This is a genomic window from Endozoicomonas sp. (genome assembly GCF_051008435.1).
Lineage (GTDB): Bacteria > Pseudomonadota > Gammaproteobacteria > Pseudomonadales > Endozoicomonadaceae > Endozoicomonas_A.
Window position 1 is genome coordinate 1 of the sequence record NZ_JBPCXO010000243.1, and the last position, 23932, is coordinate 23932.

The 23932-nt window shown below is 49.2% G+C and carries 16 protein-coding genes; 13 read left to right on the forward strand and 3 right to left on the reverse strand.

The window, feature by feature from the left end:
• Positions 1-81 precede the first annotated feature (81 nt).
• Positions 82-744 carry an ABC transporter substrate-binding protein gene (locus ACR2PX_RS12430; RefSeq protein ID WP_433999675.1) on the reverse strand — a complete coding sequence of 221 codons (663 nt, stop codon included), beginning with the start codon at positions 742-744 and terminating at the stop codon, positions 82-84.
• A gap of 173 nt (positions 745-917) precedes the next feature.
• On the opposite strand from ACR2PX_RS12430, the gene gorA reads away from it, so the two are divergent.
• The gene (gene gorA / locus ACR2PX_RS12435; RefSeq protein ID WP_433999676.1) at positions 918-2285 is read left to right on the forward strand and encodes a glutathione-disulfide reductase; all 1368 of its coding nucleotides are present in this window, start codon (positions 918-920) and stop codon (positions 2283-2285) included.
• Here gorA and ACR2PX_RS12440 read toward each other — a convergent pair whose 3' ends face one another.
• Positions 2286-3146, reverse strand: a complete 861-nt coding sequence (locus ACR2PX_RS12440) for a hypothetical protein (RefSeq protein WP_433999677.1) — start codon at positions 3144-3146, stop codon at positions 2286-2288. It lies immediately after the preceding gene.
• Positions 3147-3296: 150 nt separating this feature from the next.
• Between ACR2PX_RS12440 and ACR2PX_RS12445 the strand changes: the two genes are divergently transcribed.
• The 5 genes from ACR2PX_RS12445 (at position 3297) to ACR2PX_RS12465 (ending at position 12688) form a co-directional block, all read left to right on the forward strand.
• The gene (locus tag ACR2PX_RS12445) at positions 3297-4955 is read left to right on the forward strand and encodes a peptide ABC transporter substrate-binding protein (RefSeq protein ID WP_433999678.1); all 1659 of its coding nucleotides are present in this window, start codon (positions 3297-3299) and stop codon (positions 4953-4955) included.
• Positions 4956-5484: 529 nt separating this feature from the next.
• Positions 5485-7080: an isocitrate lyase gene (locus ACR2PX_RS12450; protein ID WP_433999679.1), complete on the forward strand. Its 1596-nt coding sequence runs from the start codon at positions 5485-5487 to the stop codon at positions 7078-7080.
• Positions 7081-7822: 742 nt separating this feature from the next.
• Complete coding sequence (locus tag ACR2PX_RS12455) at positions 7823-9364, forward strand: Re/Si-specific NAD(P)(+) transhydrogenase subunit alpha (RefSeq protein WP_433999680.1); 1542 nt, start codon at positions 7823-7825, stop codon at positions 9362-9364.
• Between the two features lie 21 nt (positions 9365-9385).
• Entirely contained in the window at positions 9386-10786 is a 1401-nt protein-coding gene (pntB, locus tag ACR2PX_RS12460; protein ID WP_433999681.1) for a Re/Si-specific NAD(P)(+) transhydrogenase subunit beta, read from the forward strand.
• A 108-nt stretch (positions 10787-10894) separates the two neighbouring features.
• Positions 10895-12688 carry a hypothetical protein gene (locus ACR2PX_RS12465; protein ID WP_433999682.1) on the forward strand — a complete coding sequence of 598 codons (1794 nt, stop codon included), beginning with the start codon at positions 10895-10897 and terminating at the stop codon, positions 12686-12688.
• A gap of 68 nt (positions 12689-12756) precedes the next feature.
• On the opposite strand, the gene ACR2PX_RS12470 is transcribed toward ACR2PX_RS12465, so the two are convergent.
• Positions 12757-15720 carry a hypothetical protein gene (locus ACR2PX_RS12470; protein ID WP_433999683.1) on the reverse strand — a complete coding sequence of 988 codons (2964 nt, stop codon included), beginning with the start codon at positions 15718-15720 and terminating at the stop codon, positions 12757-12759.
• A gap of 308 nt (positions 15721-16028) precedes the next feature.
• On the opposite strand from ACR2PX_RS12470, the gene ACR2PX_RS12475 reads away from it, so the two are divergent.
• From ACR2PX_RS12475 to ACR2PX_RS12505, 7 genes are all read left to right on the forward strand, one after another.
• A complete protein-coding gene (locus ACR2PX_RS12475) occupies positions 16029-16871 on the forward strand; it encodes a DUF5718 family protein (RefSeq protein ID WP_433999684.1) in 843 nt (280 codons plus the stop codon).
• A gap of 186 nt (positions 16872-17057) precedes the next feature.
• Entirely contained in the window at positions 17058-17885 is an 828-nt protein-coding gene (locus ACR2PX_RS12480) for a TetR/AcrR family transcriptional regulator (protein ID WP_433999685.1), read from the forward strand.
• Positions 17851-18966 (forward strand): NAD(P)H-dependent flavin oxidoreductase, encoded by a 1116-nt coding sequence (locus ACR2PX_RS12485; protein WP_433999686.1) that lies wholly within the window; start codon positions 17851-17853, stop codon positions 18964-18966. Before ACR2PX_RS12480 ends, ACR2PX_RS12485 begins: the two co-directional genes overlap by 35 nt.
• A 36-nt stretch (positions 18967-19002) precedes the next feature.
• Positions 19003-19809 carry an enoyl-CoA hydratase/isomerase family protein gene (locus tag ACR2PX_RS12490; RefSeq protein WP_433999687.1) on the forward strand — a complete coding sequence of 269 codons (807 nt, stop codon included), beginning with the start codon at positions 19003-19005 and terminating at the stop codon, positions 19807-19809.
• A 10-nt stretch (positions 19810-19819) separates the two neighbouring features.
• Positions 19820-21406, forward strand: coding sequence for an AMP-binding protein (locus ACR2PX_RS12495; protein ID WP_433999688.1), 1587 nt, complete (start codon positions 19820-19822; stop codon positions 21404-21406).
• An 11-nt stretch (positions 21407-21417) separates the two neighbouring features.
• On the forward strand, positions 21418-22887 hold the full coding sequence (locus ACR2PX_RS12500) for a hypothetical protein (protein ID WP_433999689.1): 1470 nt from the start codon (positions 21418-21420) through the stop codon (positions 22885-22887).
• A gap of 276 nt (positions 22888-23163) precedes the next feature.
• Positions 23164-23865, forward strand: a complete 702-nt coding sequence (locus tag ACR2PX_RS12505; RefSeq protein ID WP_433999690.1) for a hypothetical protein — start codon at positions 23164-23166, stop codon at positions 23863-23865.
• The last annotated feature ends 67 nt before the right edge of the window (positions 23866-23932 follow it).

Consider the following 23932-nt stretch of genomic DNA (forward strand, 5'->3'; position numbering starts at 1 on the left):
GCGGTGGCGCTCCTATAGAAGTCATCAAACAGTACGTTCAGCAGCAGAGAACACCGCATTAGTCGGCTATCGCCGACGAGCTTACATCCCCGCACTCAAAGTACGGAGTTTTACGCTCAACCGATAAGGAACGGCTTTATCCAGCTGAATTTCCAATGTGTGGTCATTAATCGCCCTAATGCCCAGTTTTTCCGGTGGCAGATCTCCGGAAATGACTTTATGAACGTTTTTCATGTGCAGATCTTTCAGGGACTGTGATCGCACCATGGCATTTTCGGGGTTGGTGCAATAACGCAAGGCAAAGACAAAGTCATGGGCAGTCAATGCATCACCATTACTCCACTTAAGCCCCTTGTGAAGCTGGAAGGTAAATATCAGACCATCTTCTGATTCGGTCCAGCTTTCTGCCTGTGCTGGCAGAATCTGATAGTTCTTGTCCATATAGGTCAGCCCTTCAAAAAGGCTGGAGATCACAGTGGAGTCGGATGTGGTTTCGTAATTAAACGGGTTCAATGTTCCCGGTTCACTACCGTTACCAAACACCAGAGGTTTGGCGATAGTGTTGAATGACAGAGTTGTCAGGAGAAAGAGTACCCACCACGGAAAACGGAGCAATCTATTCATAGTCAGGCCACTTAATTGTTTATTGTTTTTATCTTTGTTGTCTATTTCCCTGAAAATACTCAGAGTATTATCAAAATAGCATGTATTTTTGCCATGTTGTCCCTTGCCTTGGCAAGGCATTACGCCATCTCTTGTGCAGGGAGTCATAAGCAGTGATCAACAAACCAGAGTCATCCTGTCATGCTCTGTCTGTACTTAGCTTTACGCATACCGCTATTTAAATTCGAGAGATTGCCCATATAGTGTCTTTATAATGTCTTTTAATGGCACTTGGAATTCATCAGGAATTATTCATGACTACAGATACCCATTTTGACTACCTGGTCATTGGTGGTGGCAGCGGCGGCATCGGCACTGCCAACCGTGCTGCCATGCACGGCGCAAAAGTCGGCCTTATTGAAGCCAAGCACCTCGGCGGTACCTGTGTAAACGTTGGCTGTGTACCAAAGAAAGCCATGTGGTTTGCAGGACAGATTTCCGACGCCATCCAGTATGGCCCGGACTACGGCTTTGACCTGGACCGAGAGGAAATCCTGAAGAACTTCAGCTGGAGTAAACTGGTCGAAAGCCGTGAAGCTTACATCAGCCGTATTCACCAGTCCTATGATCGTGTGCTGGGTAACAACAAGGTAACCGTCATAAAAGGTTACGGACGCTTTGTGGATGCCAAAACCGTTGAAGTGGACGGTGTTCATTACACTGCAGATCACATTACCATCGCTACCGGTGGTGAGCCTGCTGTTCCATCGATTCCCGGTGCCGAATACGGCATTGACTCAAACGGCTTCTTTGAACTGACCGAACGCCCTGAGCGCGTTGCCGTTCTGGGTGCAGGATACATTGCCGTTGAACTGGCTGGCGTACTGCATGCCCTGGGCAGCGAAACCCACCTGCTGGTTCGCAAACACAAGCCTCTGCGCAACTTCGACGACATGCTTTCCGATACTCTGGTTGAGATCATGGAAGCCGAAGGCCCGACTCTTCACACGCACTCAGTGCCTAAAGAGATCACTAAAGAAAGCGACGGCAGCCTGACTATCCATCTGGAAAATGGCAACAGCCTGACGGTTGATACCGTTATCTGGGCGGCAGGTCGTAAACCACATACCTATTCCATCAATTTGGAAGCAGCAGGTGTAGAAACCAACGAGCGTGGCTATATTCCTGTGGATAAATTCCAGAACACGAATGTTTCGGGTATTTATGCGGTAGGTGACAACATTGGCAAGATTGAACTGACCCCTGTCGCTGTAGCCGCTGGTCGTCGTCTGTCAGAAAGACTGTTTAACAACAAACCAGAAGAGCACCTGAACTACGACAATGTCGCAACGGTCGTCTTCAGTCACCCCACCATTGGCACCGTAGGTCTGAGTGAAAACGAAGCCATCGAGCGTCATGGCGAGGAAAACGTTAAGGTTTACACCAGTGGCTTTACTGCCATGTACAGCGCTCTCACCAGCCATCGCCAGCCAAGCCGAATGAAGCTGATTACGGTGGGTGAAGAAGAGAAGATTGTTGGTATCCATTGCATCGGACACGGTTCTGACGAAATGCTGCAGGGTTTTGCCGTCGCTCTGAAGATGGGCGCCACCAAGGCGGACTTTGATAACACGGTAGCTATTCATCCGACCTCTTCGGAAGAGTTTGTTACCATGAGGTAATTACTCGCTGGAGGAGGGCTCCTCCTCCAGTTCTTTTCCTGTTTTAAACTCAACAGCCGGTCGCTCTGCATTTTCCAATCTCGATTCCAGACGAATCACACTGTAAACATCATCCTGACTGAAGGCAGTGGGTAGCCATTCTTTCATGGCCGGGTATTGATCTGCATAGAAGACAGCAGGCACCCAGGCATCTACCAGCAGACAATCTTCTCCCCATTCTTCCTGAGCTTTCAGGCTACTTCCCTTCTCTCGATTCATCACCACATAAGCATGGCTGTAACTTTTATCCTTAGAACTGGAGAACTGATGGATCAACTCCAGTGGAAACTGCCCATTTCGGTAAAGAGTGAGGAAGGAGGTTTCAGCCAGCGCAGAACAGTTTCCGTACGGGCAAAGCTTATTCAACTGCTCCGTCATAAAAATCTTTCTCAATCGAGCCGAAGCCGGTATCTGGTATTGATCACACTGGAAATGATCCCTTAGCCAGGCAACGTACTTGCTGACAAAAATCTCCCTTTTCCTGAACAGCTGCCACTCTTCAAACTCCAGATAGCGACCAAAGTTATCCTTTATATCTGGCAGTTTCAGTTTTTCTGACTCAGCCGGAGCCTCAAGGGTACTGATCTGATGCAGATTGCTACTGGCAATGATCTGTTTTCTGGCATCAGCAACAGCGGACAAAGCCAGATCAAAGGGCTTAATTCGTTCGGCACTCTCTGATTTGAAGCGAAGATCGGGTAACAACAGTGGAGCTCGTACTCGGGTGACTCCCCTGCCCTGACACAGGCTGGATGAGGTTTTTGATAGAGAGATGGGTAAGGAACGGATGCCAGCCCGAATCCCTGAGACTGCATTGAGCATTTTGATCTTCCTGAATGCCAAAACAGGTTAGATCAAAAACTCAGGAAAAGGTTCCAGCTAACGGCTTCTTAGCAGCCGTCCTATAACAGCCCCAGGTGAAATCAGGCTGTGCTATCTTGATATTCTTCGCTCTATAAAGGTCAACCGGCCATGACCCTGTTAAAAAGCATAATCCGGCTCTCAAATGCTTCCGTGCAGCTGTGTTTTCTAGTGGCTGCGCTGCAGTTTATGGCATTTTTACCGGTGGTTCAGGCCGCAGAAATTCCAAAAGGTGTAAAGCTGTCTGAGCATCAAACACTTAAGCGTGCATTGAGAGGCGATCCTGAATCCCTGGATCCTCACCTGGCTATCGGAATCCCTGAAGATCATGTGACCCGGGAATTGTTTGAAGGTTTGGTTACCCAGGATCTGCAGGGCAATATTATTCCGGGTCAGGCAGAATCATGGGAAACCTCCCGGGATGGTACTGTCTGGACCTTTACCCTGCGTAAAGGCCTGCGCTGGTCGGATGGAAAACCACTGACGGCAGAAGACTTTGAGTACAGTTTTAAACGACTGGCCAACCCTGAAACAGCGTCTCCCTATGCCTGGTACCTGGCCGCTATGGGTGTCAAAAATGCCGATGAAATCACCAAGGGTAAAAAACCGGCTTCCACTCTTGGCGTTAAAGCCGGCCCGGGAAATACTCTGACTCTGGAACTGAATCAGTCAGCTCCTTACCTGCTCGCAATGCTGACCCATCGCTCCATGAACCCTGTGCCTCGATCTGCAATCGAAGCTCATGGCCGAGATTGGGTAACCCCTGGCAAGATTGTGAACAACGGGCCCTTCAACCTGGTTAAACGAATCATTCGGGAACAGATCGTATTAAACCAGAACTCCAATTACTGGAATCATAAAAACACCGTTTTGACCGAAATCACTTTCCTTCCTATAGAGTCTGAAACTGTTGCTCTCAACAGATACCGTGCCGGTGAACTGGACATGGTCTCCAGTGTTCCCACCACTCATTTTAAAAAACTGACCAACGAGATGCCTGAGCAACTCAAAACCAGTTCAAGCCTCGCTACTTACTATCTGACTTTTAATACCCAGGAAAAACCATTTGACGACGTCAGGGTAAGAAAAGCCCTGTCCTATGTTCTGCAAAGGGAAAAAATTACCGACAATATTCTGGGACAGGGGCAAAAGACCGCGTATACCTTTACGCCTGAAACGGTAACGGGTTTCATTGCACCAGCACCGGACTACAAGAAAATGTCTCCGCAGGAAAGACTGGCTGCAGCCAACAAACTGTTGCGGGAAGCAGGTTACAGCAAAGATAAACCACTGACGTTTACCTACATCTACAACGCCACAGACAGCAATAAGCATATTGCTGTCGCCATTCAGGAAATGTGGCAGAAGCAACTGCCAGTCAAGGCTGAACTTGAAAGTCTTGAGTGGTCGACCTACTTACAAAGAAAGCTGGATGGACAATACCAGGTAGCCAGGGCTTTATGGGGTGGCGACTATGATGATGCCATCACAATGCTCGATGTCCATACGCCTGAACATGGCAACAACAGCAGTTTCTATAACAGCGAACGCTACAACCAGTTACTTGATCAGGCACGCCAGACACTGAACCGGGAAGAGCGGAACCGTATTTACGCAGAAGCAGAACTGGTTCTGGCTTCCGATATGCCCATTGCTCCGGTTTACTGGAATAGCCTGAACTATCTAATCAAACCCGATCTTCGGGGCGTCAGCTATTACAATCCGGAAGGGCGCATTTACGGCCGCGAAATTTATCGCATAGAGCAATAATCTGGAACATCCCGTCGGAAACCATCAGCGGGTTTCTGACGGGAACAGCCGGCAGAAAATTTGTCCATGACTTTTCATCAGGAATTCAAACATCGGATTCTGTTTCCCTTTCAATTCGGCTTGATTAGTCAGCTTTAAGGCTCACACCCGAAACATTAATTACCAAATATTCACAACAATAAGCAAAAAAACCACTTTTCATAAGAAAAACACTTCTCAGAGAAAAAAGACCATATCACTAAAAACACATAGTCGTGTACTATAAAATAGCATCAGAAACCATCAATAAACTATTGTTTTTATTGAATTAAATAAAAGCCTCTAAAACCAGAAGTTTTCCTGAACACTGGCCACCAGCCTCATAAAAAAACACCACTATTCACGAAATAAATAGCAAAGATAAAAATAACAGGATTGTCACAAACATTAACAAATCACAGAATGCAGTCACCGAGTCGGCAAGACTCCAACAATAAAAGCCGGTCATCAAACTCATGTTGATGACGTCGCGAAAACGGAAGGACTGATCATGTCAAAGTACCTGAATGATATTGACGCAATCGCTTCACTTAAGGCTGCTCAGGGTTCTTCCTGGGAAGCGATCAATCCTGAATACGCCGCTCGCATGAAAGCGCAGAATCGCTTCAAGACCGGTCTGGATATTGCGCGCTACACCGCCAAAATCATGCGCGAAGACATGGCTGCTTACGACGCCGATACCACACAATACACCCAGTCTCTGGGCTGCTGGCACGGATTCATTGGTCAGCAGAAGATGATTTCCATCAAGAAACACTTCAACAGCACTGACCGCCGCTACCTGTACCTGTCAGGCTGGATGGTTGCCGCACTGCGCTCCGAGTTTGGCCCACTGCCTGATCAGTCCATGCACGAGAAAACATCTGTAGCAGGCCTGATTGAAGAACTGTACACCTTCCTGCGCCAGGCGGATGCCCGCGAACTGGGCGGCATGTTCCGTGAACTGGATGCTGTCCGCAAGGCGGGTGATACCGCTCAAGAAAAAGAACTCAAAAGTCAGATTGAAAACCACACAACACACATTGTGCCAATCATTGCTGACATTGATGCTGGCTTCGGTAACGCAGAAGCGACTTACCTGCTCGCCAAGAAGATGATTGAAGCCGGTGCCTGCTGCATACAGCTGGAAAACCAGGTATCTGACGAGAAACAATGCGGCCATCAGGATGGCAAGGTAACCGTTCCTCACGAAGACTTTCTGGCCAAGATCCGCGCTGTTCGTTATGCCTTCCTGGAACTGGGCGTTGATGACGGTGTTATCGTAGCTCGTACCGACTCTCTGGGAGCTGGCCTGACCAAACAGCTGGCTGTAACCCAAACTCCGGGTGACCTGGGTGACCAGTACAACAGCTTCCTGGATGTTGAAGAAGTGTCTCCAGCAAATATGAAGAACGGCGATGTTCTGATCAACCGTAATGGCAACCTGGTTCGACCCAAGCGCCTGCCTAGCAACCTGTTCCAGTTCCGTCAGGATACCGGTATTGATCGTGTTGTTCTGGACTGCATCACTTCTCTGCAAAACGGCGCAGATCTGCTGTGGATTGAGACTGAAAAGCCCCATGTTGGCCAGATTGCCGAGATGGTTAACAAGATTCGTGAAACCTGCCCGAACGCCAAGCTGGTTTACAACAATTCACCCTCCTTCAACTGGACTCTGAATTTCCGCCAGCAAGTGTTCGATGCCTGGAAAGAAGAAGGCCGCGACCTGTCAGCCTACGATAGAGATGGCTTGATGAGTGCTGAGTACGATGAAACAGAACTGGCTCAAACCGCTGACGACAAGATTCGTACATTCCAGGCCGACGCTGCGCGTGAAGCCGGTATCTTCCACCACCTGATCACCTTGCCAACGTATCATACGGCGGCACTGTCCACTGATAATCTGGCCAAAGATTACTTCGGTGACCAGGGAATGCTGGGCTACGTAGCCGGTGTTCAGCGTAAAGAGATTCGCCAGAGTATCGCCTGCGTTAAGCATCAAAACATGGCTGGTTCTGATATGGGTGATGATCATAAAGAATACTTCTCTGGCGATGCCGCTCTTAAAGCAGCTGGCGAAGACAACACCATGAACCAGTTCGGTTAAAGTTCGCCTCCCCCGCGTGACAGCATTTTGCCTGCCGTCTTTTCTGCAAAGAATTGAGGCGAAACAGCCATGAGCTAAAAGAACTGCTCACGCACCATTGCAGGGCGGTAAATCACCGCCCTAACTCATTCTGACTAAGCAAAGCCCCGATTCATTGAGTAGACTTAGGATCGACTCAAGCCGGATAGTGCCTGTACGCCTAAAACTCTGAAATCAAACCTTAACATAACTTACCAAACAGTCACTTATCACAAGCCCTCATATCCGACACTTTATTCATTGTTTAGAATAAATACCCAAAATATTTCATTCTAGAACCATTCACAACAATCCTCATATATTTACAGAGAACCAAACATGCCAATATGTATAAACCGAAAACTAAAAATATTTGCACACGTAATCCATACTGCCTAGGTAGTTAATTACCCTTTTAACTTAAAATCACATACTATACGTGATCAGCACTCAAGCCAGAGTGTCTCTCAGGGACGAAGTTCGGATTGAACCGAATATCAAAGGCTCACGTAAACGCCTGTAGCCAATGAAAAGCAGGACAGAGCCAGAGTAAGCACAGTGTTCTGACAAGCGTTGACTGCCGTCAGCCTTGAGCCACTGTCGTGCTTCATCCTGGTGCGATGAAAACGACAACGACAGCCAAGAGCCGGTAATGCAAATGCACAGCCTCTGGTCGACAGCCTGCGTTTGTCAGAACATTTTATATCTACACTAGGTGACCGATATGCGGATAGGGATCCCTGGAGAGATTCAGGACAACGAAAACCGGGTAGCCGCTACGCCTGATACGGTAAGCAAGCTACAAAAGCTCGGTTATGACATTATCATTGAGAGCGGAGCTGGCGCTAAAGCCAGTTTTGATGATGCGGCCTTTCAAGAGGCTGGCGCTCAAATCGCAGAACGCTCAGACGTCTGGGATTCCGATATTGTCTTGAAGGTGAATGCACCAACAGACGACGAAATCGCATTACTTAAAGATGGCTCTACCCTGGCCAGCTTTATCTGGCCTGGCCAGAACGAAGAGCTTATGAATAAGCTCAGTCAGCGAAATATCAATGTGCTGGCTTTGGATAGCGTACCCCGCCTGTCCCGTTCCCAATCTCTGGATGCCTTGAGCTCTATGGCCAACATCGGTGGATACCGTGCGGTTGTTGAGGCTTCTCACCACTTTGGTCGCTTCTTTAATGGCCAGATCACTGCTGCCGGTAAAATACCACCCGCTAAAGTGATGGTGATTGGTGCTGGTGTTGCCGGTCTTGCTGCTCTTGGCGCAGCTGGCAGCATGGGCGCTATTGTTCGTGCCTTTGATACTCGACCTGAAGTGAAAGAACAGGTTGAGAGCATGGGAGCTGAGTTCCTTGAGCTGGACTTTTCATCAAGCAAGGAAGAAGAACAGGACTCTTCCGATGGTTATGCCAAGGAAATGAGCCAGGCCTTCATCGATGCTGAGATGGCACTGTTTATGGAACAGGCCAAAGAAGTCGACATTATTATTACGACTGCTTTGATTCCTGGTAGGCCTGCACCAAAGCTGATTCTTGAAGACATGGTTAAAGCCATGAAGCCTGGCAGTGTCATTGTTGACCTGGCGGCTCAGACTGGTGGCAACTGCGAGTGTACCGAAAAGGATAAAGTCGTCGTTAAACACGGTGTCACCGTGATCGGTTACACCGATCTGCCTAGTCGTCTACCCACTCAATCCTCTCAGCTCTATGGCACCAACCTGGTCAACATGCTGAAGCTGATGACGCCAGAGAAAGACGGCAACCTGGTCATCGACTTTGAAGATGAAGTGGTTCGTGGTCTGACGGTTGTTAAAGAAGGCAACATTACCTGGCCGCCACCGCCTGTAAAAGTCAGTGCTGCGCCTGCCGCGAAACCGGCACCGGCAGTAGTGGCTAAAGAAGAGAAACCTGCTCGCCCATGGGTTAAACCTGTGCTTATGGCCGTAGGGGCGTTGCTCTTTGGATTTGTTGCTAACTCGGCACCCGCTAGTTTCCTGGAACATTTCACGGTCTTCGTACTCTCCTCTATTGTGGGTTATTACGTTATCTGGAATGTGAAGTCAGCACTTCATACGCCGCTTATGAGTGTCACCAATGCCATCAGTGGCATCATCGTCATCGGTGCACTGACACAGATGCACAGCGACAATAATATTATTCTTGCACTGTCGGGTATTGCCTTGGTCGTAGCCATGATCAATATCGTTGGTGGCTTCGCTGTAACCCAGCGGATGCTGAAAATGTTTATTCGCGACAATTAAGAGCGCTTGGGAGTTACAGGAATGTCACAAGGATTATTAGTATCCGCCTACCTGATAGCAGCGCTGCTGTTTGTCATGAGCCTGGCGGGCCTGAGTCGTCAGGAATCGGCCAAAACCGGTAGCCTCTACGGCATGGTCGGAATGGTGATCGCTGTTTTAGCCACACTGGGTCATGCCCACGTGGAAGGCTTCACTATGGTCACTATCCTGATGATAGTCGGTGCAGGTATTGGTCTTTTCCTGGCCAAAAAAGTTGAAATGACCGAGATGCCTCAGCTGGTCGCCGTCCTCAATGGCTTTGGTGGTCTGGCAGCGGTACTGATCGGTTTTTCCAGTGCTATTGAAGCGTCTGAGTCACTGGCCAACGCAGCTGCAAATCTACTGTCGTCTACAGAAAGAATGATTCACAGCATTGAAATCTTCATTGGAATCATTATTGGTGCCATCACATTCAGTGGTTCGATTGTTGCCTGCCTGAAGCTTCATGGAAAGATCAACAGTCGCCCAGCCTCTCTGCCAGGCGGACACTGGGCTAACCTGGCCGTGATTGGTCTGGCGATTATCATGGGTATTGTCTATGTGCAACAAGACAGTATTCTGGCGCTGATCATCATGACGGCATTGGCCTTCCTGTTCGGTATTACCCTTGTTATGGGTATTGGCGGTGCAGACATGCCAGTGGTTGTTTCCATGCTCAATGCTTACTCCGGTATTGCCGCAGCAGCTACGGGCTTCATGCTGGGTAACAACCTGCTGATCATCACTGGTGCTATGGTGGGTTCTTCCGGAGCTATTCTCTCTTATCTGATGTGTTCGGCCATGAACCGCTCTTTCATCTCGGTCATCCTGGGTGGATTCGGTACTGAAAGTGGAACCGTGGCTGAAGGTGCAGAAGAAGGCGAATACACCGAAGTTCAGGTCGAAGAAGTCGCTGATATGCTGAAAAATGCTTCCAGTGTCATCATCACTCCTGGCTATGGTATGGCTGTGGCTCAGGCCCAGCATCCGCTGCGAGAACTGGTCAACAAGCTTCGTGCTCAGAACATCAAAGTACGATTCGGTATTCACCCGGTTGCGGGTCGACTGCCAGGTCATATGAACGTACTGCTGGCCGAAGCCAAAGTACCCTATGACATCGTAGAAGAAATGGATGAGATCAACGACGACTTCTCAGAAACCGACGTAGTACTGGTCATTGGTGCCAACGATACGGTTAACCCTGCAGCATCAGAAGATCCTGGCAGCCCGATTGCCGGCATGCCTGTTCTGAAAGTATGGGAAGCTGAGCGTGTTGTTGTCTTTAAACGCTCAATGGCGACCGGTTATGCCGGTGTACAGAACCCCCTGTTCTTTAAGGAAAACGCCCGTATGCTCTTTGGCGATGCTCATGGCACCGTTGAAGGTATTCTGAAGCAGTTCTGATTGAAAGGGAGTCAGTAATCTGGCTCCCCTTTTTTTGTATTTTCAACAGAGCCTGTACTTCTGGTCTATTGTTAGCTGCCGGTAAAATAAATTTGGCCGGAGTTTCACATGACCTCTTCGCTGGAAGATGCAGACAAGCCTGAGCACTTGCCCCTACTCCTTCAAACCTTAAGACTTCTGTCGTTATACCTCAGCTCTCACCTCTTATTATTTCTGATCATCTTTACTGCTCCCTGCTCCTATGGACAACTGGAAACTTTCGTGGACTTTTCCAGTATTCACACCACTTTAGAGCCTTCTATAAAGGCATTCCCATCAACACAATTTTCTTTGGGTTTTGACTCTCCCCCTGATTTTCAAAAAACCCTTCAAGTTCACTTTGTTGCTGTCGGCGAACACGCTTCAGACACCTCCCTGAGTCTGCGCCTTAAAGGGGGCCAGTTCATGGAAACAACTCTGAGCAGTCACAGTAATCAATGCTTCGAGACATCATCACAGATGGTTCAATGCCTGACACCTTCGAAGAGGCATACTCTGACGTTTTCGGTTCAAGGGGATTTGTCAGATGTCAGCCTGGTGGTCGAACCTTCGGCTCCCTTGCCCCAGCCCTGGGTAGTACTGGTAGAAGGAGGCCTATCAACACTTCCCCCTATCTGGATGCTGACTGACGGAGGACTGCTCAAAAGAGAAGATCAACATGCAGACCTCTTTTCAGGTAAAGACGCTAGCATGGCCGCCATACTGGAAGCCATCCAGAATCAGGAAGACCGGAAACTTCAGGAACGCTGGGAAAAGACATTTGCCGACCGGTTGGCAGCTGAACAAAAAAGGCTGAATAAAGAAGACTACTACAACCCCAGAGATACGGACCGCCCGAACAAGAAAATGATGGAGCAACACCTCAATCAAGAGGTAAAAAGGCCCGGACGCATCAGTCCTGAGCACTCTTCTGGAGATGACTCCATTGTCCGATCCCCTCTTGAGCAATTGCTGAACTATCAACGTCTCCGATATGGAGGAATTGAACTGGATCTTAGTCAGGATGACTATGATCGAATTGTTTTGTATATCCCGCCGGGCAAAAAGCCGCCCACCCGAAAGTCTGATGAAATCACTGACGATTCGGGTGACAAGAAAGATTCTGCCAACCAGAAAACAGACACCCAGAGCACTCAACAGTCAGGAAAAAATCAAAGTAAAACCGGTGCTTCTTCAGCGACTGCAGTCACACCCCATACTCAAACATCGTCGTTTAGATGGCTATCCAGTCTTCTGCCCTTCAATCCATTCTCAGGCCTCCTGACTCAAGATGATCGTTTAGTGGAAGTTCCATCATCGCACTCAAAACAAAAACCCGCGGAGAGTGGAACAACGGTTGCTTCTCCTGAAACGACCACGGTTGTTCGTCATCCTACAACGCCAGAGCTCTACCAGACACAATGTCCAGCCAGAGATCCCAACCAGCCGCTTCAGGGTTGCTGGACAACCTTTGACAAAAAAACCAACGAACCCCAGAGCCGCGTTGCAGTTAAATGTAAGCCCGGTATTGGTTGCCGGGTGTGGGTCGGAGATATTCTTCTGGAGAAGGACAAAGGCCGCTGTACCAGTTGCCTGGATGATCTCGGTGATACACCAGATACGACCGGCCTGATTATTGCAGCTAACATGAAACCTCGTGAAAAAACGCCCAATATTGCCGATGGCACGATTTACAGCGCATCAGAAAAAGCTTCTGAACGAGGGTTCTTTACATCTGTCATGAAGGTGGAGGGTAATACACTTAAGTTAACTGTCTATTTTGGCTGGCTACCCGTAGCTACACGGGTCTGGGCTTATGACTCATCAAAACAGCCCATCTGGCGTGATGACCACGAGGATAAATACGCTTCAAAATTCAAATAGAAGATTCGCTGAGCAACTTAGGTTGCTCAGCTCTCCCTACAGGCTGTCCGTAGAGCTGTTGGATTTATCTACTTTATCTTCATGAGCATGAACAGCTTCAATGCCATCTCCGCACTGGGCACGACCTTAAGGGATGGTAACCATTCCATCATAGTCATTACCGTGCCGCCACCGCCTGGGTCCGGCTCATGGTCTCTTCTGGAAGTTGGCCCATAGCCGCTTTTGATACGATCAATTTCAGAATCATAACCTTCTTGATCGGAATCAATACGGTTCCTTCTGGCCTCCTCCGCTGTCACAACAACCACCTCGGGAGGAGCGTCATCACCTCCATCCGGAACTCCGTCCCCTTCATCGGGTATGAATGCAACGGGTATATTCGCCGGTGGCATCACAGTTGGATGATGAGGGGAATGAGGCGATACCAAGGAAAAAGAAGTTTCCAAACCTGTCTCATCTTCCATCTGGATGGACACCTGCTCTCCAGTCTCCAGCCAGGCCCACTGGCCAACCCCATTAACCACCAGGGTGGTATTCCCATTCATCATGGTTTCAGGCACTTCTTCCAGATGCTCCGGATTATCTGCAGAAATTTGATAAAGCACCGGTTTACCGTTTTGATGAACCATCACCAGAATGGTTCTTTGTTCCATCAATACCATTAGCTGCATTAGAGGTAAGTTCACGTCACCCTGTACAAGATCTCTGGCTATCTGCAACAACCGCCAACGACCAAACCTTTTAATGAAGCGTTTCTCCCAGTCAGTCTTCTGGGAGTTGGGATCTATCAAGTGATACAAAAAATCAACGAGATTATTTCTGAGAGTATGTGCCTGATGAAATTGATCGTTCTCTCCCAGAGATTCCAGATAGACCTGAAAAAAAGACTGCACACCTCTGGAAACAGTGTGAACCTGCAACCTTCTGCGTTCGAGGATATCGGCTAACAGCAACAGGTAGTTTTTCAGCCATTGCCAGTCAACCCGTCTCTTTCTGGCTTCTTCAAAATCTACAGGGCTAAACAGACCTCCCAAATGAGCAGGTAAACCAGAACTGAACAACCAGTCTTCCTGCGATATCTGGACAGGAGAGGAGCTATCCGATTCTTCCTGAGCGGTTGCAGGATTGACCGGTTGAGTATCTGGAAGTAATTCAGTGAATTCATCAACCTCTGGGTGTAGCATCCCAAACAATGCATCTACATCTATCGCCGTCTCATCCTGACCTGTCGCAGGGCTTACAGTAAAACCTTCCTGCACCAGAAAAGCTTCCAGCTCTTCCAGAGAGTCTTTACTTGATAGATCCAGAATCCCGGTTTTATCCAGTTGGTAAAGCGCTGCGACCTGTTCATCAAGACCACACTGACAGCTGGCTTTCCCTGTAAAAATCCGAATCACATCCCTGACGGTTTCTATTACTCCTTTTTTCAATTGTTTACCGCAACCTCCGTTAAAACCGATACCTCCTACCGCCGAGGCTGCCGGAACCATATAGAAGGCCACGGTGCCATCACCCAGACAGGTATTGCCCATGATATTACCGGCCATGGTGCCGAAGTTATTGGCGCCATAGAACAGCGAAGCAATAAACCCGATCAGATTGGCAGCAATATCACTCTTGGGCGTTTTTTCTCCCTCTTTCGTATAAAAGCTGTATAGCCACAGCATTAATCGCTCAAGGTTTCTGGCACCATTTCGGGCAGCCGCTGCCGACTTACCTGACATGGCTGCCAGCGCCCCTCCCTGGTAAATCCAGTAAGCCGCTTGCTCTCCTGTGGTTCCACAAAATGCCGCCAGATTGAGTTCCTCCTCTACCAGCTGAGTCAGACTGGTGGTGTCACCAAAAACATAAACCAATGCCGGACCAATGCTGAGAATCAACAGACCACCTGTAGCCGCCGTGGCCGTATTGGATCGTCTGCTGGCTTGGGTCCTGTGAAAAACCTGTTCGGGAATGGTCCATCGCTCATTCACCTCAGTGGGCTGCAGGTAACCAGAATCATGGAGTTTTTTCAGCGTGTTCTTTCGCTTCGAGGCTTTGCCATGGATTGAGAATCCATCCAGCAACAAGTCTTTGTAGGTGGTTTTTCGACACGTTCCCATGCACTCGAAATAGGCATCCATTCGGTCATGCAAACTCGAATCCATGGTGCAATTATTCTTTTCCATGGTGTGCATGACATCTGCCAGCAACTGCACAGTATCCTTCAGCAGAATTTCATCTTCAGGGTTTTCACCATAAAGACTGAAGCTCAGGTCAATCAGCTTGTTCAACAGGAGCGGATAAAGCCCGGCAATCATAAAGGGAATGGTACAAAGGCCCGCTCCCACACTGCCGGTCAGCGCCACCATACCTTTGTAAGCCATGCCACAATCTATAGAAGTGGCAATGCCTGAAACCACTGCACAACACATTTCCCGAATCGAATGAATCCCCTCAAAACGAATCTTGTTGGCTCCTTCCACCGATAAAAAATTACTGCTTAGCATGGCTCCACCGGTGATCAGGCCAGCCATAGTTGCAGCCAGTGCAGCAGGGGCACCCCATGTTGAAAACAGTGCCGCAAGTCCGGTATAAGCCGCTATACGGTTAACCGCTCCGCCACACAGACACATCACCCTGATGATATTGGCAATGACCCTGTGGTGGTTGAGCTGTTCCCGGGTTTGAATATTCCCCAGCTCTCTCAAAACCTGGGACAACCGGGCAGCTGCTTCGCCATTCTCTCCCAGGACAGTTTGCATCAACTCTCGCGTAATCCCGGAATCGATGAACACCTGACGCAGCTCTGGTTCCAGCGAGTCGAACAGCAAAAGGGCATCATTCATATGAATAGCCAGTTGCTCGGGGGAGTTTTCATTACCCTGGGGTTGATAAGCCTCCCCATCCAACTGTTCATCTAAAGAGAGATAATTATTCCACCAACAGAGAGGGTTATGATCTCTACACCACTCCAGAATGCCTGCTGACACAGTGGGGGCCCCCACCAACAGAAGAACCGTCAGCAAAAAACAGCGGCACACTCGGGGCATTAGTTAGAAGCCTCGTTTATAAAAAAACTGAAGTATAGACGCGCTGAGAATTACGCAAGGATTGTATCTGGTGGGTAATGTCTTACTGGGAAGTTAGCCCAGCCGACGCGGCTTAACACCGGGTTTGCCTATGATTTATACGCATGGTCTTTTGCAACTTTGTACTACTGATTAGCGGCGACGTAATTCCTGTCCGGGAGACTGACTGCTTGGTATTTCTGCCCCATTGTTTGAGTGAATACCGCAATCGCAGGCCGGGTTCAGTCGGAGTAAACTTAACACTTTAAAGTTTAAGATCAGAAGTAATCATGCCTTACAAAAATATGATCGGTCTGGGAGTTGCCGGTAACTTTGCCGGTCATCTGGAACAGGCAGGGGAAGCCTCTGACTTTCAGGCTGTAAAAGTCTCTGAAGCGATTCAACCCAAAGCTATTTTCCCATTCTATGTCCCTTCTGAAGACTCCGGGTTTCTATCGACTTATCCATTGTCTAATGACAAAATCACGATGCCTGAAACCGACGGCTATCTGCAAATCGAGCCTGAAGTCGCCCTAATCTGCGATATTCAGTACACCATTGATGCGAACAGCGGCGACAAAACCGTCTCAGCTCTGACTCCAAAACAGTTCGCGGCCTACAACGACTGCTCTATCCGTAAACCCAATGCTCGCAAAATCAGCGAAAAGAAAAACTGGGGGAGTGATACCAAGGGCATCGCGAGTACACTGCTGGAGTTGGATCACCTGGAACAGGGTGGCACTCTGGATCGTTTCAGAATCGCCAGCTACCACAAAAAAAACGATGATATCTTCCGCTACGGTGAAGACAGCCCGACAGTGGGTTACAGCTATTTTCATCAGAAACTGCTGGACTGGATTGTTGATCGCATGAATCACCAGCAGGACGCCGGACCCGCAGAAGATATTTCTGAACTTCTGGCCAAAGCCGAATACCCCGAACAGGCATTAATCAGCATTGGTGCGACCCGATACACCGAGTATGGTGAGTCTCATTTTCTGCAACCGGGCGATACCAGTATTGTTGTCGTCTATGACGGAGAGCTGTTCCACGAAGAAGAAATTCTGGAAATGGCCGCCTTGAGCGACTTTCCAGATACCGGAATATCTGCCCTGATTCAGCAAGTCTGTTAGGAGCCTGTCGGACTTAAGACAATTTCGGCCTGAATTCCAGAAAGAGCGCCACCTTTTCCATCCAGAAAACCAGGGAAGGTTTTCTCTGTCATAATAATTTTAATTGCATTCTATTTTTATAAAGGTATTCTAAATATCCGCAGCCATGCGCTGTACTTTCTAAATCGTAATGTTGTGGATATCTTTATGAGTCTGAGAGAAAAAGGCAAAGCCCGAAGAAAACAACAGATTCTTGATGCCGTGGTCACCCTTCTCCAGGCAGAAGGTTTCAGTGCCCTGTCGACTTCACGAATTGCAGAAGAAGCTGAAGTCAGCGTTGCCACGCTTTACAACCTGATGGGCTCCATCGACAACATTCTGGATGTCATGGTCGAACAGTTGTTTGTCGAGTTTAAGTCTGCTTATACCCATATCACTCGCGACCTTGCTCCTCTTGCCATCATTGAAGGCGTTAGCGAAGCAGCTTATAGCTTCCTCAAGCAGGATGAGTCCAAATACAAAGCTGTCCTGAAAGCTGTCTTCCAGATCAATGTTTCCAGAGACATGACCGCTCCCGTTTTCCACACTGCCCAGAACAACCGCACACTGTTTATCAGCGCTATACGACAGCTACAAGATAGTAATGCGATGATGCCGGGACTGAACACCCAGTTACTGGCCGAACAGATGCTGATTACCCAAGTCATGTTGCTGGAAAACTGGTCAGCTGGAGTCATCAACCTGGAACGCTTCAGACTCACCAGCAAATTCCACTTTTTACTGTTAATCAAAGCCTGGGCCAGCCCGGAGCTGGCCACCGAACTAGAACAAAAAATATTAGAGATTCAAGGCAGTATCGAAGCTCTTATGGCAGCGAGTATGGCAGCGAGTATGGCAGCGAGTATGGCAGCGAATCATGCGCAAAAGCGCAGACCTCAGGCCGCAAAAAGCGGTCAGGACGAAACAATAAAAACAAGAATCGAAAAAGAGGTACTTTCCTATGAAGACCGATCTGTGCAGGAAACTGGGTCTTGATGCCCCGATCTTTGCCTTCACTCATTGCCGTGATGTCGTAGTAGAAGTCAGCAAGGCCGGTGGTATTGGTGTATTCGGTGCTGCTGGCTACACCCCTGAGCAATTGAAACAGGAGCTGGACTGGATTCAGGACAAAGTAGGCGACAAGCCCTTTGGTATTGATGTCATCATGCCCAACAACTACATGGGTGACGAAGTTCCGGACCTTGAAGCCATGATTCCCGAAGAGCACAAAGCCTGGGTGGAATCTGTCATGCAAAAATACGATATCCCTCCCCTGCCCCGTGACCTTGAAGGTGACAGCTACCACAGCGTCAGTGGTTCAGACATTGGCTGGACACACAAAATCTGTCGTCAGCTTCTGGAAGTCGCCTTTGAATACCCCAATCTGAAAGTCATGGTCAACGCCCTCGGAACGCCTCCTCAGGACATTCTGGATACCTGTAAGGAAAAAGGCATTCTCGTAGGCGCTCTGGCAGGCAAGGTCAAACACGCGGTGGCTCACAAAGAAGGTGGACTGGACTTTGTTGTGGCCCAGGGCCATGAAGCCGGTGGTCATACCGGGAAAGTCACCACAATGGTTCTCATTCCTCAGGTAGTGGATGCTGTGCATCCCATGCCGGTACTCGCTGCCGGTGGCATTGGGGGTGGACGTCAGATGGCTGCGGCCATGGCACTGGGTGCAGAAGGGGTCTGGTGTGGTTCTGTCTGGCTGACTTCTCCAGAATCTGAAGTGGAACCTCTGCCCAAGCGCAAACTGATTGAAGCCACCAGCGAAGACACCGTTCAGTCCAAAATGATCAGTGGCAAACCTGCCCGTATGCTGCGCTCCAAATGGACGGATGAATGGGAAAGTGAAGAGTGCCCGGGAGCATTGCCTATGCCACTGCAGGGAATGCTGGCCCAGGAAGCTCACGTTCGTATTGCCCGTGCCCAGAATGAAGAACTGGCCTTCTACCCCACCGGTCAGATCGTCGGAATGATGAATGAAGAGAAAGGCTGCAAAACCATCATGTACGACATGCTCAACGAGTATCTGGAGTCTCTTGAGCGTCTGAATGGACTATTGGAAGAAGCCTGAGCCTGAAATAGCATAATAAAAATAAGGAATATTCAAATGGCAGCCGTAGCATTTAAAAAAGAAGGGCACATAGCCTGGGTCACCATTAATCGTCCCGAAGCTAAAAATACTCTCGATGCCGAGGCGTTCGTCAAACTCAAGGAAGCCTGGGATCAAGTTCGGGAAGACGACGAAATTCGTGTAGCCATTCTGACCGCAGAAGGCGATGAAGATTTCTGCTGCGGTGGCGATCTTTCCGGAGTCATCCCCCTGTGGATGGGCACCAAGCAACCAGAAAACGAAATCGAAGAAAAGCTGCTGGCGGATCCACACACTGTGGATAAAGTCATGCTGAAAGCCGAGCCTGTGTATAAACCTATTATTGCCGCCATCAATGGTCGCGCTCTGGGTGGAGGCTGTGAAATTCTTCAGGCCACTGATATTCGTATTGCTGCAGACACCGCCACTTTTGGGTTACCCGAACCCAAGCGAGGCATAGTTCCGGGTGGTGGTTCCATGGTTCGCCTGGTTCGTCAGCTGCCCTATGCACACGCGATGAAGCTTCTGCTGACCGGTGAACCTGTGGATGCTGATACTGCCCAGCAGATTGGACTGATCAGCGAAGTTTGCCCTGCAGCCGAACTGCAGGACAGAGCCCGGGCGCTGGCTGAACAGCTGGCCCAAAATGCGCCTCTGGCACTTCAGGCCATCAAGCGCACTGCCCTGGAAAGCTATACCGATGACTGGAGTGCCGCGTTTGAGAAAGAGACTCATGAGTCCGCCATGATCATGATGAGCAAAGACGCCCGTGAAGGCACCAAAGCCTTCAAGGAAAAACGACAGCCTGAATTCACTGCAGCCTAAGGAGCCAGTTATGACCCAAAGCATCTATGAAGCTGCAAAATCTCGGGCAGCTGTCGGCATGGAAGTATCTGCCATTGCTGAACAGGCCCCTGATCGCATGGCAGTCTACAGTGAATATGGCAATCTGACCTTCAAAGCGTTAAATGACCGGGTTAACCAGGTTGCCCTGCTTATGCAAAATAACGGTGTGCAGGAAGGTGATGCCGTAGCACTGTGCTGCGGCAACCGGCCTGAATTTGTTATTGCAGCACTGGCCGCTCACCGCATTGGTGGACGACTGACACCTGTTAACTGGCATCTGGCCGCTGATGAAATCAGCTACATCGTCAAAAACTGCGAGGCCAAAGCCTTCTTTGCAGACATCCGTGTAAAAGACAAAGTCACCAGCGCACTGAAAAACAATGACAACCTGGCTGTCAGCCTTGCTATTGGTGGATCTATAGAAGGTTTTCAGAACTGGGATCAAGCCCTGATCAACCAGCCGACTGAGGACATTGCCAACCCTGCCCGAGGCACCATGATGCTTTATACCTCAGGTACGTCCGGAAGGCCCAAAGGGGTTTTGAGAAAGCAGCCAGATCCACAAATGGCAGCCGACATGCAGGATCTGCTGACCATGGTCTTTCAGTATCAGCCGGATGCCGGCACGGATCACTCCCTGGTCACCGGCCCGCTCTACCACGCGGGCCCCTTCAACCTTTGCATGATGACGCCTCTGGTAGCGGGTATCAGCATCGTGATTATGGATCGCTGGGAAGCCGAAGACAGTCTGAAGTTGATTGAACAACACAAGATCACCCACAGCTTCTTTGTTCCGGCCATGTTTGTACGCCTGCTTCAGCTGGAAGACCGTACTCGCAAGAGCTATGACGTTTCCACTCTGCGTTTTGTTATTCATGGTGCAGCGCCCTGCTCAGTTGAAACCAAACAGGCCATGATGGACTGGTTTGGTCCGGTGATCTGGGAGATGTTTGCCGGAACCGAAGGTCCGGGCACCATTGTCAGCCCACAAGACTGGCTGAGTAAACCCGGTACTGTGGGTAAAGCCGCCCCTGGTCAGATCAGAATACTGGATGATCAGGGTCAGGATCTGCCAGTCGGCGAGGCTGGCCGGATTTTCCTGAAAAACCCGGAAGAAAGCCGCTTCGAATACTATCAGGATAAGCAGAAAACACAGGAAGCCCAGTACGACGGCTACTTCACCGCTGGTGATATCGGCTACCTGGACGACGATGGATATTTATTTCTGACGGGACGAAGCGCTGAGATCATCATCTCCGGTGGCGTCAACATATACCCCCAGGAAATAGACGACATTATTGCACTGCATCCGGCAGTCGCTGATGTTGCCTGCGTTGGTGTTCCCTCCGAAGAATGGGGTGAAGCGGTAAAAGCAGTCGTTGAGTTGAAGTCCGACGTGTCTTCAACTGAGCAGCTCAGCAATGAGTTGATTGATTTTGCCAGTGCCCGCCTGGCCAGACAGAAGCTCCCGAAAAGCGTCGACTTTATAGAAACCCTGCCCCGTTCCGAGGCGGGCAAAGTTCTGCGCAGAAAGATTCGGGAAACCTATTGGGAAGGCATAGAGAAAAAAATATAAAGGCCGCCGTAATGACAGAACTCAATCCAAACACGCCCGTACTCGTAGGTATTGGCATTATCGAACAGCGTATGGACGATCCTTCTCAGGCGAAAGAAGCCTGGCAGCTGATGGCCGATTCTGTGTCGGCTGCCTCTGCTGACGCCGGGGCAGAAAGCCTGCTGAAGGATATCGACAAAGTCTATGTTCCACAAAGCCTCTGGCCCTATTCGGATCCAGCTCGCCTGATTGCTGATGAAGTCGGTGCCAGTAAAGCCAAAACCGTGCTGGGTCAGATAGGGGTTCTGCAACAAACCCTGATCGGTGATGCCTGTGAAGGCATTCAAAAAGGTGACCTTGAGGTCGCTGTTGTCACCGGTGGTGACGCCAGGTACCGTGAACTGATCGCCCGTTTTGGCAATATTGAACTCACTGACACTCAACAGACAGAAAAACCCGATGAAGTTCTGGAGCCAGAAGCGGAACTCTGGCTGGAGGAAGAAACCGGAGCAGGTCTGGGCATGCCAGTTGGCTATTACGCCATCATGGAAAGTGCTTTTCGTCACAGTCAGGGACTCAGCATTGGCGAGCATCGGGATAAAATTGCCGCCATGTACAGTCGCTTCAGTGATATTGCTGCTGACAACCCCCATGCCTGGAAGCCTCAGCATGTAGACGCTGATTTTATTCGCAACCCGTCGGATAAAAATAAAATGTTGGCTTTCCCATACACCAAGTTGCACAACACATCATGGAATGTCGATCAGGCTGGCGCTCTGTTGTTCTGCTCAGTAGCTAAAGCACAAGCTCTGGGAGTCCCCAAAGAAAAATGGGTTTTCCCTCTGGCCAGTACTGAATCCAACTCCATGACCTGTGTTTCCCAGCGCCCCGAACTCCACCGCTTACCTGGCGCTCAGTTATGCGGTGAGAAAGCTCTGGAAGTGGCCGGCATTCAATCTGATGACGTGGCTTTTCTAGATCTCTACAGCTGCTTCCCGGTAGCTGTTGAGACCTATGCCAACGAACTGGGTGTCTCTCTGGATCGAGATCTGACCGTCACCGGGGGTATGCCCTTTGCCGGCGGTCCTCTGAATAATTACGCCATACAGTCAACCTGTCGTATGATTGAATTATTACGCAACAACCCTGAAGAATACGGGCTGGTTTCCTCAGTATCTGGCATGCTGACCAAACAGGCTTATGGACTCTGGTCTTGCCAACCGGGTAGCAGCGACTTTGCCAATATTGATATCACGGACCAGGTAAAAGAGCGGACCCCACCCGTTGAGCTGGATAACAGTTACGAAGGTAAAGGCATTGTGGCGGGTTATACCGTTATGTATCAGGGCGTGGATAAAACCCGGGCAATCGCTGTGATCGATCAGCCGTCCGGTAAACGTTCTGTTTGCTTCAGCGACTCACTGGCGTTAATGGAACAGATGGAACTGGAAGAGTTCTGTGGGAAAACAGTCACTGTGAAACAACATTCTTTTACAGCTTAAAAAAACAGATAAGTAACATTCCGGCCCCTAAATTGTGGAATTCTGCACCCCTTGTTGAATTCCACAATTCTTACCAGCTCTAACCACTCTGTAAATCACCTGTCTTTGCCGGTATCCTTCCCTCAAAAGATACATCGTCGTTTATATAACCAGTCAGTATTTTCCATCCGACATAATCCGCTATTCCCAACCAGGCAACACAGTCAATGCAACTACAAGAATGGAAAAACCCGATGATCCATATAATTTTGCAACAAAATGCACAGAGGTCTCTGCATGAAGTTTGTCTTGTGGGGCATTTTCCTGATCGAGTTCCTGCTTTTTTTTCTGCTGCTCGTTCGTAAGGGCCCGCTGAAACTTACCGATCGTTTTTTTTCCATGGTCATGCTGCTAAACATGGTTCATCTGGTCATGAATATTGCCAGTATCAGTGGCAACAACACTTATGGTTGGGTGAATGTCTGGTTTCTGACTTTGCAAACTCTGGAATACCCCGTTCTGTTTCTCATCACCCGCCAGTTGATAAGCCCGGACCTTAAATTGAACACAAGGGATATCCATCATTTTCTTCCTGTAGCGACCCTTATACTGATTAGTCTTGAAGGCAACAACCAGACACTGAATACCGATAGCCAGTTGTACTGGATACTTCCGGCAACACCTCTGAGCCAATGGGCTACCATATTGTTTCTGATGACCAGCATCTCTCTGTACATTGGCTATCAATGGGTTCTATTGAAAAACACTTTTCCGGAATGGCTCCATTCAGAAAGAACTCCTGAAACCCGTTCTTCACTGAGGTGGATCTTTATATTCTGTTTGTTCAGCCTGACTTTCTCGGTCTTGATTCTCAGCTATTACATCGGGCTTGTACTGTATAACCCAGGTCAGCCTGTGGATGCCAGCGGTGCTGTATATAGCAATGGCACTGACTTAAGCCGCTTTCCGTTGGTACACATTGAGTCTACGAGCCTGTGATCTTGTGTGCTGGAGTCTCTTATATGGCTTTGGTCGCCTTTTTACTGCTCTGGGTTCACTGCGACCA

Bases quoted from the DNA above. Each gene is read 5' to 3' on its own strand.
- gorA (WP_433999676.1), top strand. From the start codon at position 918: ATGACTACAGATACCCATTTTGACTACCTGGTCATTGGTGGTGGCAGC.
- ACR2PX_RS12505 (WP_433999690.1), top strand. From the start codon at position 23,164: ATGAAGTTTGTCTTGTGGGGCATTTTCCTGATCGAGTTCCTGCTTTTT.
- ACR2PX_RS12440 (WP_433999677.1), bottom strand. From the start codon at position 3,146: ATGCTCAATGCAGTCTCAGGGATTCGGGCTGGCATCCGTTCCTTACCC.
- ACR2PX_RS12500 (WP_433999689.1), top strand. From the start codon at position 21,418: ATGACAGAACTCAATCCAAACACGCCCGTACTCGTAGGTATTGGCATT.
- ACR2PX_RS12475 (WP_433999684.1), top strand. From the start codon at position 16,029: ATGCCTTACAAAAATATGATCGGTCTGGGAGTTGCCGGTAACTTTGCC.
- ACR2PX_RS12495 (WP_433999688.1), top strand. From the start codon at position 19,820: ATGACCCAAAGCATCTATGAAGCTGCAAAATCTCGGGCAGCTGTCGGC.
- ACR2PX_RS12455 (WP_433999680.1), top strand. From the start codon at position 7,823: ATGCGGATAGGGATCCCTGGAGAGATTCAGGACAACGAAAACCGGGTA.
- ACR2PX_RS12430 (WP_433999675.1), bottom strand. From the start codon at position 744: ATGCCTTGCCAAGGCAAGGGACAACATGGCAAAAATACATGCTATTTT.
- ACR2PX_RS12450 (WP_433999679.1), top strand. From the start codon at position 5,485: ATGTCAAAGTACCTGAATGATATTGACGCAATCGCTTCACTTAAGGCT.
- ACR2PX_RS12480 (WP_433999685.1), top strand. From the start codon at position 17,058: ATGAGTCTGAGAGAAAAAGGCAAAGCCCGAAGAAAACAACAGATTCTT.
- ACR2PX_RS12470 (WP_433999683.1), bottom strand. From the start codon at position 15,720: ATGCCCCGAGTGTGCCGCTGTTTTTTGCTGACGGTTCTTCTGTTGGTG.
- pntB (WP_433999681.1), top strand. From the start codon at position 9,386: ATGTCACAAGGATTATTAGTATCCGCCTACCTGATAGCAGCGCTGCTG.
- ACR2PX_RS12445 (WP_433999678.1), top strand. From the start codon at position 3,297: ATGACCCTGTTAAAAAGCATAATCCGGCTCTCAAATGCTTCCGTGCAG.
- ACR2PX_RS12465 (WP_433999682.1), top strand. From the start codon at position 10,895: ATGACCTCTTCGCTGGAAGATGCAGACAAGCCTGAGCACTTGCCCCTA.
- ACR2PX_RS12485 (WP_433999686.1), top strand. From the start codon at position 17,851: ATGAAGACCGATCTGTGCAGGAAACTGGGTCTTGATGCCCCGATCTTT.
- ACR2PX_RS12490 (WP_433999687.1), top strand. From the start codon at position 19,003: ATGGCAGCCGTAGCATTTAAAAAAGAAGGGCACATAGCCTGGGTCACC.